Source organism: Bosea vaviloviae (assembly GCF_001741865.1).
Lineage (GTDB): Bacteria > Pseudomonadota > Alphaproteobacteria > Rhizobiales > Beijerinckiaceae > Allobosea > Allobosea vaviloviae.
This window is the reverse complement of the sequence record NZ_CP017147.1, coordinates 788,790-801,678: the sequence shown is the minus strand read 5'-3', so window position 1 is coordinate 801,678 and position 12,889 is coordinate 788,790. Positions and strand designations below refer to the sequence as shown.

General features: G+C 64.4%; 15 protein-coding genes. 8 read left to right on the top strand and 7 right to left on the bottom strand.

The features are described from left to right. Nucleotides 1-10 precede the first annotated feature (10 nt). The gene (locus BHK69_RS03770) at nt 11-1,297 is read right to left on the bottom strand and encodes an aminotransferase-like domain-containing protein (RefSeq protein ID WP_069688939.1); all 1,287 of its coding nucleotides are present in this window, start codon (nt 1,295-1,297) and stop codon (nt 11-13) included. A gap of 129 nt (nt 1,298-1,426) precedes the next feature. On the opposite strand from BHK69_RS03770, the gene BHK69_RS03765 reads away from it, so the two are divergent. Continuing rightward, a complete protein-coding gene (locus tag BHK69_RS03765) occupies nt 1,427-1,912 on the top strand; it encodes an Lrp/AsnC family transcriptional regulator (protein WP_069688938.1) in 486 nt (161 codons plus the stop codon). Nucleotides 1,913-1,933: 21 nt separating this feature from the next. On the opposite strand, the gene arsH is transcribed toward BHK69_RS03765, so the two are convergent. From arsH to BHK69_RS03745, 4 genes are read right to left on the bottom strand one after another with little or no spacing between them, the layout of a single operon-like run. Further along, on the bottom strand, nt 1,934-2,683 hold the full coding sequence (gene arsH, locus BHK69_RS03760) for an arsenical resistance protein ArsH (RefSeq protein ID WP_069688937.1): 750 nt from the start codon (nt 2,681-2,683) through the stop codon (nt 1,934-1,936). Then, nucleotides 2,680-3,753 carry an ACR3 family arsenite efflux transporter gene (gene arsB / locus BHK69_RS03755; protein ID WP_069688936.1) on the bottom strand — a complete coding sequence of 358 codons (1,074 nt, stop codon included), beginning with the start codon at nt 3,751-3,753 and terminating at the stop codon, nt 2,680-2,682. Before arsB ends, arsH begins: the two co-directional genes overlap by 4 nt. Further along, nucleotides 3,750-4,181, bottom strand: coding sequence for an arsenate reductase (glutaredoxin) (gene arsC, locus BHK69_RS03750; RefSeq protein ID WP_069688935.1), 432 nt, complete (start codon nt 4,179-4,181; stop codon nt 3,750-3,752). The genes arsB and arsC overlap by 4 nt, the downstream gene beginning before the upstream one ends. 11 nt (nt 4,182-4,192) lie before the next feature. Then, nucleotides 4,193-4,525, bottom strand: a complete 333-nt coding sequence (locus BHK69_RS03745) for an ArsR/SmtB family transcription factor (protein WP_069688934.1) — start codon at nt 4,523-4,525, stop codon at nt 4,193-4,195. Between the two features lie 149 nt (nt 4,526-4,674). Here BHK69_RS03745 and BHK69_RS03740 point away from each other — a divergent pair, with 149 nt between their 5' ends. Beyond that, nucleotides 4,675-5,124 (top strand): YybH family protein, encoded by a 450-nt coding sequence (locus BHK69_RS03740; protein ID WP_069688933.1) that lies wholly within the window; start codon nt 4,675-4,677, stop codon nt 5,122-5,124. Between the two features lie 165 nt (nt 5,125-5,289). Here BHK69_RS03740 and BHK69_RS03735 read toward each other — a convergent pair whose 3' ends face one another. After that, a complete protein-coding gene (locus BHK69_RS03735; RefSeq protein WP_069688932.1) occupies nt 5,290-6,243 on the bottom strand; it encodes a phosphoribosylaminoimidazolesuccinocarboxamide synthase in 954 nt (317 codons plus the stop codon). Between the two features lie 193 nt (nt 6,244-6,436). After that, complete coding sequence (locus BHK69_RS03730; protein ID WP_069688931.1) at nt 6,437-7,114, bottom strand: TetR/AcrR family transcriptional regulator; 678 nt, start codon at nt 7,112-7,114, stop codon at nt 6,437-6,439. A gap of 158 nt (nt 7,115-7,272) precedes the next feature. Between BHK69_RS03730 and BHK69_RS03725 the strand changes: the two genes are divergently transcribed. The 6 genes from BHK69_RS03725 (at nt 7,273) to BHK69_RS03700 (ending at nt 12,847) form a co-directional block, all read left to right on the top strand. Next, a complete protein-coding gene (locus BHK69_RS03725) occupies nt 7,273-8,466 on the top strand; it encodes an HlyD family secretion protein (RefSeq protein ID WP_244548390.1) in 1,194 nt (397 codons plus the stop codon). A 177-nt stretch (nt 8,467-8,643) separates the two neighbouring features. Continuing rightward, on the top strand, nt 8,644-10,233 hold the full coding sequence (locus BHK69_RS03720; RefSeq protein ID WP_069688930.1) for a DHA2 family efflux MFS transporter permease subunit: 1,590 nt from the start codon (nt 8,644-8,646) through the stop codon (nt 10,231-10,233). A gap of 360 nt (nt 10,234-10,593) precedes the next feature. Continuing rightward, entirely contained in the window at nt 10,594-11,085 is a 492-nt protein-coding gene (gene irrA, locus BHK69_RS03715) for an iron response transcriptional regulator IrrA (RefSeq protein ID WP_069688929.1), read from the top strand. After that, complete coding sequence (locus BHK69_RS03710) at nt 11,082-11,369, top strand: (2Fe-2S)-binding protein (protein ID WP_069688928.1); 288 nt, start codon at nt 11,082-11,084, stop codon at nt 11,367-11,369. Before irrA ends, BHK69_RS03710 begins: the two co-directional genes overlap by 4 nt. 106 nt (nt 11,370-11,475) lie before the next feature. Beyond that, nucleotides 11,476-11,961, top strand: coding sequence for a bacterioferritin (gene bfr / locus BHK69_RS03705; protein ID WP_069688927.1), 486 nt, complete (start codon nt 11,476-11,478; stop codon nt 11,959-11,961). 328 nt (nt 11,962-12,289) lie between these two features. Then, nucleotides 12,290-12,847 (top strand): MOSC domain-containing protein, encoded by a 558-nt coding sequence (locus BHK69_RS03700; RefSeq protein ID WP_244548389.1) that lies wholly within the window; start codon nt 12,290-12,292, stop codon nt 12,845-12,847. The last annotated feature ends 42 nt before the right edge of the window (nt 12,848-12,889 follow it).

Here is a 12,889-nt window from a genome sequence, read left to right as displayed (position 1 = left end):
AAAGGTCGCCTCAGGCCTCGATGCGCTCATCACGCATCGAGGCTTCCGGCCCACCCCGGCGCTGAAGCTGGGCGCGTGACGAGACGTAAGTGGCGATGGCGCGCTCCAGGCGCCGCACGCCCTCGGTGATGACCTCCGGCGAACTCCGGGTGAAATTGACCCGCATCGCGAAGCGGTCCTGGCCGGTGAAATCGAAGACGCTGCTGGGCACGAAGGCGACCTTCTCCTCGACCGCGAAGCGGTAGAGCTCGTCAGTGTCGATCGCCTGGTTCCTCGCCCGCATCCAGACGAACATGCCGCCGACCGGCACCTCCCACTCGAACCATTCGCTCAGGCGCAAGGCCGCCTCATTGCACAGGGCGTCGCGCCGCTCCCGGTAAAGCGGAACGATCGCCTTGGCATGCTCGCTGTCGAAATCCTGTTCGAGCAGTTCGAGCGTGATCGCCTGGGTCAGCATGCTGCTGCTGAGATCGGTCGCCTGTTTCGCGAGCGTCAGCGCCTGGATCATGCCGTGCTCGGCGATGATCCAACCGACGCGCAGGCCCGGAACCAGGCTTTTGGAGACGGTGCCGAGATAGATCACCGGGCCGTCATAGGCGCCGGAATGCCGCGCGACATAATGGCCAAGGATGCTCCGGCCGGGCGGCCCGTCCAATTGGATCGTCCTGTAAGGATCGTCCTCGACGAGCCATGTGCCTGCGGCCAGCACCTTGTCGAGCAAGGCGGCGCGGCGCTCCTGCGAAACCAGCACCCCGGTCGGGTTGGAATAGTTCGGCACGGTATAGACGAATTTGGCCCGGGCGAGGGCATCGTCGAAGCCGGGTTCCTGCAGATCCCAGTCGAGCTTGCGGTAGAGCGGCGCGCGCGGGCGCCAGGCGTCGAGCGCGCCGAGATAGGTCGGCGATTGCGCGACGACGAAGTCGCCGGGGTCGAGCAGCACCTTGCCGATCAGGTCGAGCCCCTGCATCGAGCCGCTGGTCAGCAGCACGTTCTCAGGCGTGAAATGCCCGCCGGTCTCGGCCGAGATGCGCGCCGCGATCAGCCGGCGCAAGGCGGGAAAGCCCTCGATCGCACCATATTCCAGGACCGCCGGCCCGTGCCGTTCGAGCGCGCGCTGCGTCGCGGACTGGATCGCCGCGAGTGGATAGAGCTCCGCCGCTGGCAGGCCGCCGGCGAGGCTCACCACATCGGGGCGGCCGCCAAAGGCAAGAAATTGCTGGGAGATGTTGTTGCTCGTCTTGAGCCATTGCGCACAGCCCGGGCGCATCCCGGCCGCCGAGCCTTTCGAGATCGTCATGTCCTGTCCCTCCAGCTTGGCAGACAATAGCGGTCGCGATCGGAGAGAGTCCGTGCAATGTTTCGCGTAAGAGCTGGATGATGGAGCGTTAATCGCTCGTATTTTGGTATTTGGGAGCGAAAAAGCCTCATGGCCGAGTTGGATCAGATCGATCGCCGAATCCTGGCCGCGCTCCAGGCCAATGGGCGAATCTCGAATCTGGAGCTTGCCGAGCAGGTCGGCCTGTCGCCGACGCCGTGCAGCCGGCGCATCAAGCGGCTTGAGGAAACCGGCGTGATCGAGGGCTATGCGGCGCGGATCAGCCCGGCGGCGCTCGGCTTCGGCATTTGCGTGATGGTGAGCGTGCGCCTCGCCAAGCAAAGCCCGGATGCGGCGAGCCAGTTCCTGACCGCGATACAGGGACGGCCCGAGATCACCGAATGCCTGCTCGTGACCGGCAATGTCGATTATCTGCTGCGGGTCTGGGTCAAGGATATCGAGGCGCTCAGGAGTTTCATCACCGCCGCGCTGCAATCGATCCCCTGCGTCGCGGAAACCTCGACGATGGTTATTCTGGAAGCGACGACGTCGAACCGGCTTCTGTCGGTGCCCGGCAAGGCCAGGTCCAGGACATAGCCTCGCCCGCCATTGCCGACGTCACGGACTTGTCCGCCCTGCAATCGCCGAGAGGTCTGTCGTCGGATCGAGGGGCAGGCCAGCGGCCTTTCGCTCGGAGTAGCGGTCGATCAACTGGTCCGCATGCGGCCGCAGCAGCACCGTGAAGCGGACCAGTTCCTCCATCACGTCGACGATGCGGTCGTAATAGCTCGATGGCTTCATGCGTCCGGTCTCGTCGAATTCCTGGAAGGCTTTTGCGACGCTTGACTGGTTGGGGATCGTCACCATCCGTATCCAGCGACCGAGCAGGCGCAGCGTGTTGACGCTGTTGAAGGATTGCGAACCGGCCGAGACCTGCATGACCGCGAGCGTGCGCCCTTGCGTCGGCCGAATCCCGCCCATGTTCAGCGGCAGATGGTCGATCTGTGCCTTCATAACGCCGGTGATCTGGCCGTGTCGCTCGGGGCTGCACCAGACCTGACCCTCCGACCAGATCGCGTGTTCGCGCAGCTCATGGACGGCGGGATGATCGTCGCCCTTGTTCTGGTCGGGCAAGGGCAGGTCGGAGGGATCGAAGATACGCGTCTGCGCGCCGAAGAACTGGAGCAGCCGCGCAGCCTCCTCTACGCACAGCCGCGAATAGGAGCGTTCGCGCAACGAGCCATAGAGCAACAGGATGCGCGGCGTTGGGTCGTTTTGGCCCAATCCAAGCGCCGGCCGCTCCCGCGCATAGCGCCGCTCAAGCGCCGGAAGATGCGTCGGGTCGGACAGGGTGCGCAGGCGTTTCATGCCCGCGCGTTCGCCAGCTCCGCTCCGGAAAACCAGCGGCGGCCGAGCCAGAGCGCGACATGGACGAGCAGGACGAGGACCGGCACCTCGACCAGGGGGCCGATCACGGCAGCGAACGCAACCGGCGAGGCGAGGCCGAAGCTGGAGATCGCGACGGCGATCGCCAGCTCGAAATTATTGCCCGAGGCGGTGAAGGCGACGGCTGTGGTGCGGGGATAGTCGGCCTCGATCCATTTACCCATGGCGAAGCTGATCAGGAACTGCAGCACGAAATACAGCGCCAGCGGGATGGCGATCCGCACCGCGTCGAAAGGCAGGCGCACCAGATCGCTACCTTTAAGCCCGAACATCGCGACGATGGTGAAGAGCAGCGCGGCCAGCGTGACCGGCCCGATGCGCGGCAGGAAGGTGTCCTCGTACCATTCCTGGCCTCGGCGCGCGGTCAGGATGCGCCGCGTCAGATAACCGGCCAGGAAGGGGATGCCGAGATAGATCGCGACCGCTTGCGCGATCGTCCAGAAGCTTACCGCGACGACGCTGCCCTCCAGCCCGAACAGCGGCGGCAGAACGCTGAGGAAGAACCAGGCATAGACGCTGAAGAACAGGATCTGGAAGAGCGAGTTGAAGGCGACGAGGCCGGCGACATATTGGTTGTCGCCCTTGGCGAGCTGGTTCCAGACCAGCACCATGGCGATGCAGCGCGCGAGCCCGATCAGGATCAGCCCGGTCATGTAATGCGGCTGATCGCGCAGGAAGATCACCGCCAGCGCGAACATCAGCACGGGGCCGATCAGCCAGTTCTGGACCAGCGACAGCGCCAATACGCGCTTATCGGCGAAGACGGCCGGCAACTCCTCATAGCGGACGCGCGCCAGCGGCGGGTACATCATCAGGATCAGGCCGATCGCGATTGGGACGTTGGTCGTGCCGATCGAGAGGCTCTCGAGTGCGGCGGGCAGGCCGGTGAAGAGCGTGCCGAGGGCGATGCCGAGCGCCATCGCCGCAAAAATCCAGAGTGTGAGGTAGCGATCGAGGAAGGAGAGCCTTTCGGGCGCAGGCGCGGTTGTCATGCCGAAATCCTCGTTCCGGTCTCGTCGATGACGCGCTCGCCATCCTCCTTGGCGAAAGCGCCCTTCTGCGGCGCGGGCAGCAGGTCCAGCACGGCTTCCGAGGGTCGGCAAAGCCTGACGCCGAGGGTTGAGACGACCAGCGGCCGGTTGATCAGGATGGGATGCGCCATCATCGCGTCGATCAGCGCCTCGTCGGGCAAGGACATCTCGCCAAGGCCGAGCTCGGCATAGGGCGTGCCCTTCTCGCGCAGCAGGTCGCGGGGCGCCAGGCGCGCGCGAGCGATCAGCTGGACCAGCAACGCCCTTGCTGGGGGCGTCTTCAGATAGTCGACGACATGCGGCTCGATGCCGGCATTGCGGATCATCGCCAGCGTGTTGCGCGAGGTGCCGCAAGCCGGGTTGTGGTAGATGACGATGTCGGTGCTCATGCGGGTCCCACTCAGCAGCACGGGGTCAGTTCGGCGATCAACGGCGCGCAGAGCTCGGGCTTTCCGGCGCAGCAATCCTTGACGAGGAAGAGGGTCAGCGCGCGCAACCCGCCCAGATCGGCGCGGTAGACGATCGAGCGGCTGCGCCTTTCCGACCTGACGAGCCCTGCGCGCGACAGCACCGCCAGATGCGCCGACATGGTGTTCTGCGGCACCTCGAGAAGGCGGGCGATCTCGCCTGCGGCGAGGCCCGTGGGCTCATGGCGAACCAGCAGACGGAAGCTGTCGAGGCGGGTCGCCTGCGCCAATGCGCCGAGCGCGGTGATGGCTGTTTCCATTTCCATATATCCAGATTAATAGATATTTTTGATCATGCAAGGCCGCCATTCTCTGAACCACTGCTGTCTCGGGTTGCCGACGCGGGTTTGCGGCGGCGGCCCTTGCCTGACGCCCTACCGGTCATGCTAGCCTGACGGGCTTGCAGGAGGTCGGAATGGACAGCGCATCACAATCGGCGAAAGCAGCTTTCGAGGCTGCCCTCGGCGTGCTGAAAACGGCGCTCGCCCATGTCGCCAATGGCGATGTCGGGCCGATCAAGGCGTTCTATTCGCATCGCGACGATGCCACCAGCTTCTATGGCTGGGGCGGATATGAAAAGGGCTGGGACGAGGTCTCGCAGCGCTGGGACTGGGCGGCGGACCGCTTCAAGGGCGGCACGGTCAGCCACAGGAACATCACCACCGTGGTGGGGGCCGATCTCGCCTATACGACCGATATCGAGACCTTCAGCGTGACAATGTCGGGCATGGAGCAGCCGACGCAATGGTCGAACCGGGTCACCCATGTGTTCCGGTTCGAGGATGGCGGCTGGCGCCTGCTGCACCGGCACGCGAACCGGCTCGAGGATCAATACGAGCCGTCGAAGCGGTTGAGTGCGGGTTAGTAGCCCGAATCGTCATTGCGAGGAGCGTCAGCGACGAAGCAATCCAGGAAGGCTCGCTCTACGTCCCCTGGATTGCTTCGTTGCACTCGCAATGACGGTGTGGCTCCGCGCCAGGACACCATGCGGTAGCGGGCGGATTTCGGTGCCCGCCAAGCGCCCCGCCGGTCAGGTGAAATAGGGCGCAAGATTCGCCCGGATGCGGTCCAGGACCGTCGCGCCCGAGAGATCGGGCGCAAAGCTCTTGCCCGTGATCATCTCATAGGCCTGGATGTAGACGCGCGAGGTCTGTTCGACGAGTTCGGCGGGAATCGCCGGGATCGGGTCCCTATAGGGGTCGCAGCGCGCCGCGACCCAGGCGCGGACGAAGTCCTTGTCGAAGCTGACCGGTCGCGTTCCCTCAGCCAGGCTCTTCTCATAGCTCTCTGTGACCCAGTAGCGGCTGCTGTCGGGCGTGTGGATCTCGTCGGCGAGGATGATGGCGCCGGTCTTGTCGGTGCCGAATTCGTATTTTGTGTCGACGAGAATCAGGCCGCGTTCGGCGGCGCGGGCCTGGCCGCGCGCGAACAGCGCCAGCGCATAGCGCGAAACGGTATCCCACTGCTCCTGGCTCAACAGTCCCTGCGACAGGATCTCGGCGCCCGACAAGGGCTCGTCATGACCACCGTCGAAGGCTTTGCTGGTTGGAGTGATGATCGCTTCAGGCAGCTTTTCGTTGTCGCGCAGACCGTCGGGCAGGCGCATGCCGTACATCTCGCGCTCGCCGTTCCTGTACTTCGTCAGGATGGAGGTGCTGGTCGTGCCGGCGAGATAGCCGCGCACCACGATCTCAACCGGGAGGATGTCGAGCCTGGTGCCGATCACGACATTGGGGTCGGGATAGGCGAGCACATGGTTGGGGCAGATATCGGCGGTTTCCTCGAACCAGTAGCGCGCCGTCTGGGTCAGCACCTGCCCCTTGAAGGGGATGGCGGTCAGGATCAGGTCGAAGGCGCTCAGGCGGTCGGTCGCGATGATGATGCGGCGGCCATCGGGCAGATCGTAATTCTCGCGGACCTTGCCGTTGTAGCGGTTCGGCAGTTCCGGAATGAACGCATCTGACAGAACGCGGGAATCGCTCATCGGGGGTCTTTCGCTGGAATGCTTTGTCTCAATGCGTTTTCTTCACGCGAACCGGTGTCCACTTCGCTCGAAAACGCTCTCGGCTTGCAACCGCTTAAAATCGCGCGCGCGTGCGCGGTCAAGCGGGATCTGGCGGCGAGGTCTCGCGGCAAATCGGCTCAAGGACAATTGGAAGGATGAGGGCCGAGGGAGCTCAAGCCTTCGATTTTCCAGCGTCTCGCGCATAGCGGGCGAGGAACATCGTGACGGCCGAGGCAACGACGCGCTTGATCTCGGCCTCGGGGGCGGGGCTGCGCTTGGCGTTGAACAGGCGGGGGCGCACCAGCGTCGACTGGCAGAGATCGACGAACTGCACGGCTGCGAGCTCGGTGTCGTCGATGTCGAGCACGCCCTTTTCGACCTGGCGGGCAAGGTAACCCGCGAGGCATTGGGTGCCGTAGCCAGGGCCGCGCTCGTAGAACTCCTTGCCGAGATCGGGCATGCGCTCGGCGACGCCGAGCACGATGCGGTGGGCGCTGACGGCGAAATCGCTGACCAGCATGCGCGCCAGCCCCTCGCCGAAGCCCGCCAGCGCTTGGGCGAGATCGAGATCGCTGTTCAAGATCTCGTAAAGGCCGCGCTTCTGCGCCTCGCGCTCGCGCTCGATCAGCGCGACGAAGAGATGCTCCTTATCCTCGAAATAGACATAGAGCGTGCTCTTGGAGACATTCGCGGCGGCGGCGATGTCGCTCACGCTCGCCGCATCGAAGCCGCGTGCCGTGAAGACCTCATGCGCGCCATCGAGAATCTGGCGGCGCTTGTCGGGGTCTGCTCCCGCGATGCGCCGATTCCGCGATGTCGACTTAATGGCTCGCTCAAGTATTTCGCTCATACGATCCGCTTGGTGCTGCCGCCCGGCGACTCTCGGCCGCCCTCTGAAAAAAGAATCGAACCAGCCGGTTCGATTTCTCTTGATATGCGTCATCGATGGCGCTATTTCAACTGAAATCGAACCTATTGGTTCGAATTGATTATCGCCAGGATGTTTCCATGTCCGCCGAGACCATCACCGACCAGCGTCGCGACCGGCTCAAGCTGGTCGACCCCGCAATGGATACCACACAACCCGCCCATGCCCGCCAGCCCGGCGAGGCCGCGCCCCAGGACACGGCTGAGACGACCGTGGCGCCGAAGGCGAAGCGCGGCGGCGTGCGCCGCGCCGGCCTGATGCTGCTGGCGACGGCGGCTGTCGGCATAGGCGCCTGGTATGGCGTCGACTGGTGGAAGAATGGCCGCTTCGTCGTCTCGACCGACGACGCCTATGTCGGCGCCGAGATGGCGACGATCTCGGCCAAGCTCGCGGCCAATATCGCGACGGTCTCCGTGATGCAGAACCAGGAGGTCAAGGCCGGCCAACCATTGGTGGCGCTCGACGATGGCGACTGGCGCCTTGCGCTCGACAGCGCCAAGGCCAAGAGCGCGACCGCCACCGCGACGCTGCTGCGCATCGACAGCCAGATCGAAGCCGGCCGCGCCGCGCTGGTGCAGGCGCGGGCTCAGCAGACTTCAGCCGAGGCGGCCGTCACCCGCACCGCCGCCGATTTCGATCGTGCCAACAGCCTTGCCGCCAAATCCTACGGTTCGCAGGCCACGCTCGACGCCGCCAGGGCGGGGCGCGACCAGGCTGTCGCCTCTCTGGCGAGCGCCAAGGCCGGCGTCGTGCAGGCTGACGCCAATGTCGAGGTGCTGAAGGCGCAGAGGGTCGAGGCGGCTCGCCAGGCCGATGAACTCAAGGTGGCCGAGCAGAAGGCCGCGCGCGACCTCACCTTCACCAGGATCGCCGCGCCGATCGACGGTCTCATCGCCAACACCAATGTCCAGCTCGGCGATCTCGTCAGCGCCGGCAAGCGCCTGATGTCGATCGTCCCGCTCGACCAGGTCTATGTCGATGCGAATTTCAAGGAGACCCAGGTCGGCCCGCTGAAGATCGGCGACAAGGCCTCGATCACGGTCGATGCGCTGCCCGGCCAGGTCTTCGAGGGCAAGGTCAGCGGCATCGCCGGCGGCACGGGCTCGGTCTTCACGCTGCTGCCGCCCGACAATGCGACGGGCAACTTCACCAAGATCGTCCAGCGCGTGCCGGTGCGCATCGCGCTTGCGCCGGAATCGGCCGGCAAGCATGTGCTGCGCCCGGGCATGTCGGTCGTGGTGAGCATCGATCCGCGGCCTGCTTCGCAGCGCTGAGGCATCGGTTCGAGATAATCTCGAGCCCTCATCCTGAGGAGCCATTTCATGAGAAATGGTGTCTCGAGGGATGGTCCAGCGCCCCCTGGACCATCATTCGGGACGCGCCTTCGGCGCTCCTCAGGATGAGGGCTCGAGTTCCCAATACACGCCGAGTGAATTGAAAGGCGGGCCGCCATGGCCACCGCGACGCTGACCAGTCCAGCCGGCGCCCCTCCGAAAGAGGACGCCATCCCAAGGCGACGGATCTTCGCCTTCATCGCCATGGTCTTCGGCATGTTCATGGCGATCCTGGACATCCAGATCGTCTCGGCCTCGCTCGCCGAGATCCAGGCCGGCCTGTCCGCCTCCTCGGATGAGATCGCCTGGGTCCAGACCGCCTATCTGATCGCCGAAGTGATCATGATCCCGCTCTCGGGCTATCTCAGCCGGGCCTTCTCGACGCGGGTGTTCTTCTCGGTCGCGGCCGCCGGCTTCACCATATCCAGCGTGCTCTGCGCGATGTCGTCCTCGATCAACGAGATGATCCTGTGGCGCGCCGTCCAGGGCTTCATCGGCGGCGGCATGATCCCCGGCGTGTTCGCCGCAGCCTTCACCATCTTCCCGGCCTCGAAGCGGCCGATCGTCTCGCCGATCATCGGACTCGTGGCGACGCTGGCGCCGACCATTGGACCGACCGTCGGCGGCTATCTCAGCCATGCCTTCTCCTGGCACTGGCTCTTCCTGGTCAATGTCGTGCCGGGCATCTGCGTCTCGATCGCGGCCTGGACATTGATCGATTTCGACAAGCCGCAGGCCGGGCTGCTGAAGCGCTTCGACTGGCTCGGCCTGCTCGGCATGGCCTCCTTCCTCGGCAGCCTCGAATATGTGCTGGAGGAAGGCACGCGGCTCGACTGGTTCGAGAGCCATGAGATCGTGTTCTTCTCCTTTGTGATGGTGGCCGGCGCGATCCTGTTCTTCTGGCGGGCGCTGACGCGGGACGACCCGCTGGTCGACCTCTACGCCTTCACAAACCGCAACTTCGCCTTCGGCTCGCTGTTCTCCTTCTGCATGGGCATCGGCCTCTACGGGCTGACCTATCTCTACCCGGTCTATCTCGGGCGGATCCGCGGCTATGACGCGCTGATGATCGGCGAGACGATGTTCGTTACCGGCCTGTGCATGTTCCTGACCGCGCCGATCGCCGGGCGGCTCTCGACCAAGCTCGACCCGCGCGTGATGATGATGATCGGCTTCGGCGGTTTTGCGCTGGGAACCTATATCGCCTCCGCGATCACGGCGGATTGGGATTTCTACGAGCTGCTGGTCCCACAGATCCTGCGCGGCTGCTCGCTGATGCTGTGCATGGTGCCGATCAACAATCTCGCGCTCGGCACCTTGCCGCCGCATCAGCTCAAGAATGCGTCGGGCCTCTACAATCTGACTCGCAATCTCGGTGGCGCTGTCGGCCTGGCCCTGATCAACACGGTGCTGAACACGCGCACCGACCTGCACATCACGCGGCTGCATGAGATGGTCGCTGCAGGTCGCCAGATCGCCGAGGAGAACATCGCGGCGCTGACGCAGCGCTTTTCCGATTTCGGCGACGCCGCCCAGTCGATGGCATTGGCCCTGATCAACCAGCGCGCCCATAAGCAGGCGCTAATCATGGCCTTCGGCGACGTCTTCCTCGGGCTGACCCTGATCTTCGGCGCGCTCGTGCTGATGTCGCTGTTCATGAGCAAACCGCCCAAGGTCGCCCCGGCCGGTGGCGGCGGGGGGCATTGAGGGTGGCGTCGCGGTGATTTGCGGCGCATCCCCGTCATTGCGAGCACCCGGGTCTTGCCTCCGGCAAGCCTGGGTACAGACTCTGCGAAGCAATCCAGGAGGGCTCGTTCTGCGGCCCTCAGAGTCCCTAACAGCCTCTGGATTGCTTCGTCGCTACGCTCCTCGCAATGACGCAAGCTGAGACACGATGGCGTCATGTCGCACCTGCTCAGATTGACATTTCGCTGTCGCTCCGACAAATATAACAACAATATCAGTAGTTTAGATGTTTTCTAAACTGCGGAGCCGGTCAGCCGGCCTTGTTGGAAGGCGTTATCAATGAGTGTTTTGCCTGCGAAGGACCTGGGCCAGCCCCGCATTATGGCGGACCATATCCCGTGGCCGCAGAAAAGCCCGACCTCCTGCCCGATCAGCGCGGTGAAAGCGCGCTTGCGCACCGCAGGCCTGCGCCCGACGCGCCAGCGCATGGCCTTGGGTTGGCTGCTTTTCGCCAAGGGCGACCGGCATGTCAGCGCCGAGATGCTCTATGAGGAGGCGATCCGGGCTCGCGAGCCGCTCTCGCTTGCCACCGTCTACAACACGCTGCGCCAGTTCTCGGAAGCCGGGCTGCTGCGCCAGGTCTCGGTCTCGGGGCCGAAGACCTTCTTCGACACCAATGTCTCCGAGCACCACCATTTCTACAATGAGGACGACGAGACGGTCGTCGACATCCCGGGTTCGATGATCCAGGTCGCCGGCCTGCCGCAGGCGCCGGAAGGCATGGAGATCTCCTCGGTCGAGGTCATCGTGCGGCTGCGCCGCGCCGATGGCGAGGAGATCGAGACGCGCATGGCTGGGGGCCGCCACGCGTGATCGTCTGCTCCTGTAACGTTTTGTCGTGCCGGCAGATCAAGGGCACGATCGCTCCTGATGGCAGTGGCCCGGCGACGGCGAACCAGGCTTATGACTGCCTCGGCTGCAGCGCGAGCTGCGGTGGCTGCGCCCGGCAGGTCCGCGCGATCCTGGCCGAGGCGCGCGCCGCCTGCATGAGCCAGTGCGGCTCCTGCGCCAGCCGCGACATCGAATGCGCCGTGCATATCTCCGTCGGCCATATGATGGACGGGCTGGAGATCGCGAGCGACCGCGTCGCGGCCTGAATCGCCCCGCGCAGAAAAGCGCTTTCCCGGCGACTTACGGTCTTTCCTTCTGCAAAAGCCCCAGTTACATTAGTATCATTCTAATGTAACGCCGAGGAACTCCGCCATGAAGGGTGACAAGAAGGTCATCGAATATCTCAATAAGGGGCTTCGCTCGGAGCTCACCGCGATCAACCAGTATTGGCTGCATTACCGGATCCTCGATAACTGGGGTCTGAAGGAGATGGCCAAGACCTGGAAGAAGGAGTCGATCGAGGAGATGGTCCATGCCGACCGCTTCGTCGACCGCATCCTCTTCCTCGAAGGCTTCCCGAACATGCAGACGCTGGATGCGCTGCGCATCGGCGAGACCGTCCCCGAACTGATCGAATGCGATCTCAAGGCCGAGATCGAGGCGCGCGCGCTCTATCAGGAAGCGGCGAAATATTGCCGCGAGGTCGGCGACTACCCGTCGGAAGAATTGTTCAAGGCGCTGATGAAGGATGAGGAAGGCCATATCGACTTCTTGGAGACGCAGCTCGAACTGATCGCGCGCATCGGTCTCGAACTCTACACCCAGAAGCATGTCGGCGGGCTCGACGAAGGGCACTGAGCCTTCGTCCTTTCCAGCCTCTCGATCCCGCGCCGGATCCGCCATGCGGGTCCGGCGTTTTCGTGTCTGGAGCAGGGGTTCCTGCTCCGGCCTTCTTGGGAAGGGAGTGGGCCCAGGTCCTGGCTTTCAACATTCCCGCGTCGTCATTCCTGACAAGCCGCGTTGGTTGGAGAGGGGGGGCGAGGTCATGCTGATCCGGTGAGGCCTACCGTCAGCGCATCACGGCGCGCGACCGGTTGATCCTGACCAAATAACCGAGCGGCGGGCTCGCCAATGCCCGAGAGCCGTGGCAGAAGGCGGCCATCGCGGGGCGAGCGGAGATTGGGGCATGATGGCACAGGTCTTGGCGGCACAGGTCATCGCGGTCAGCGCGGCTTTGGGCCATGCCTTCAGTAAGCCGAACCTGGCTTCGATCCGTCTGCTCGCCGGCCTCGGCGTCGAAGGTGACGCCCATTGCGGCGAGACGGTGAAGCATCGCTCGCGCGTCGCGGTCGATCCGACGCAACCCAATCTGCGCCAGGTCCATCTGCTCCAGGCCGAACTGCTCGACGAATTGAACGCGACGGGTTTCGACGTCGCGCCCGGGCAGATGGGCGAGAACGTGCTGACGCGCGGGCTCGATTTGCTCGGCCTGCCGGTCGGGGCGCGATTGCAGCTGGGACCTGACGCGCTCGTCGAGATCACCGGTTTGCGCAATCCTTGCGCGCAGATCGAGGCGTTCCGGCCAAAGCTTCTCGCCGCCGTGCTCGGCCGCGACGAAAATGGCAAGCTCGTCCGCAAGGCCGGCATCATGGGGATCGTGCTGGCAGCCGGCGAGATCCGCCCCGGCGATTGCGTGGGCGTCACATTGCCGGCGCAGCCGCATCGGGCGCTGGAGCGGGTCTGAGCGCCGCCGCAACTCCTAGAGTATTTCCGCGTTTCTCCAAAT

What these genes read in the sequence shown, in the direction of transcription:
- BHK69_RS03770 (WP_069688939.1), bottom strand. Translation starts at nt 1,297, where the DNA reads ATGACGATCTCGAAAGGCTCGGCGGCCGGGATGCGCCCGGGCTGTGCG.
- BHK69_RS03765 (WP_069688938.1), top strand. Translation starts at nt 1,427, where the DNA reads ATGGCCGAGTTGGATCAGATCGATCGCCGAATCCTGGCCGCGCTCCAG.
- arsH (WP_069688937.1), bottom strand. Translation starts at nt 2,683, where the DNA reads ATGAAACGCCTGCGCACCCTGTCCGACCCGACGCATCTTCCGGCGCTT.
- arsB (WP_069688936.1), bottom strand. Translation starts at nt 3,753, where the DNA reads ATGACAACCGCGCCTGCGCCCGAAAGGCTCTCCTTCCTCGATCGCTAC.
- arsC (WP_069688935.1), bottom strand. Translation starts at nt 4,181, where the DNA reads ATGAGCACCGACATCGTCATCTACCACAACCCGGCTTGCGGCACCTCG.
- BHK69_RS03745 (WP_069688934.1), bottom strand. Translation starts at nt 4,525, where the DNA reads ATGGAAATGGAAACAGCCATCACCGCGCTCGGCGCATTGGCGCAGGCG.
- BHK69_RS03740 (WP_069688933.1), top strand. Translation starts at nt 4,675, where the DNA reads ATGGACAGCGCATCACAATCGGCGAAAGCAGCTTTCGAGGCTGCCCTC.
- BHK69_RS03735 (WP_069688932.1), bottom strand. Translation starts at nt 6,243, where the DNA reads ATGAGCGATTCCCGCGTTCTGTCAGATGCGTTCATTCCGGAACTGCCG.
- BHK69_RS03730 (WP_069688931.1), bottom strand. Translation starts at nt 7,114, where the DNA reads ATGAGCGAAATACTTGAGCGAGCCATTAAGTCGACATCGCGGAATCGG.
- BHK69_RS03725 (WP_244548390.1), top strand. Translation starts at nt 7,273, where the DNA reads ATGTCCGCCGAGACCATCACCGACCAGCGTCGCGACCGGCTCAAGCTG.
- BHK69_RS03720 (WP_069688930.1), top strand. Translation starts at nt 8,644, where the DNA reads ATGGCCACCGCGACGCTGACCAGTCCAGCCGGCGCCCCTCCGAAAGAG.
- irrA (WP_069688929.1), top strand. Translation starts at nt 10,594, where the DNA reads ATGGCGGACCATATCCCGTGGCCGCAGAAAAGCCCGACCTCCTGCCCG.
- bfr (WP_069688927.1), top strand. Translation starts at nt 11,476, where the DNA reads ATGAAGGGTGACAAGAAGGTCATCGAATATCTCAATAAGGGGCTTCGC.
- BHK69_RS03700 (WP_244548389.1), top strand. Translation starts at nt 12,290, where the DNA reads ATGATGGCACAGGTCTTGGCGGCACAGGTCATCGCGGTCAGCGCGGCT.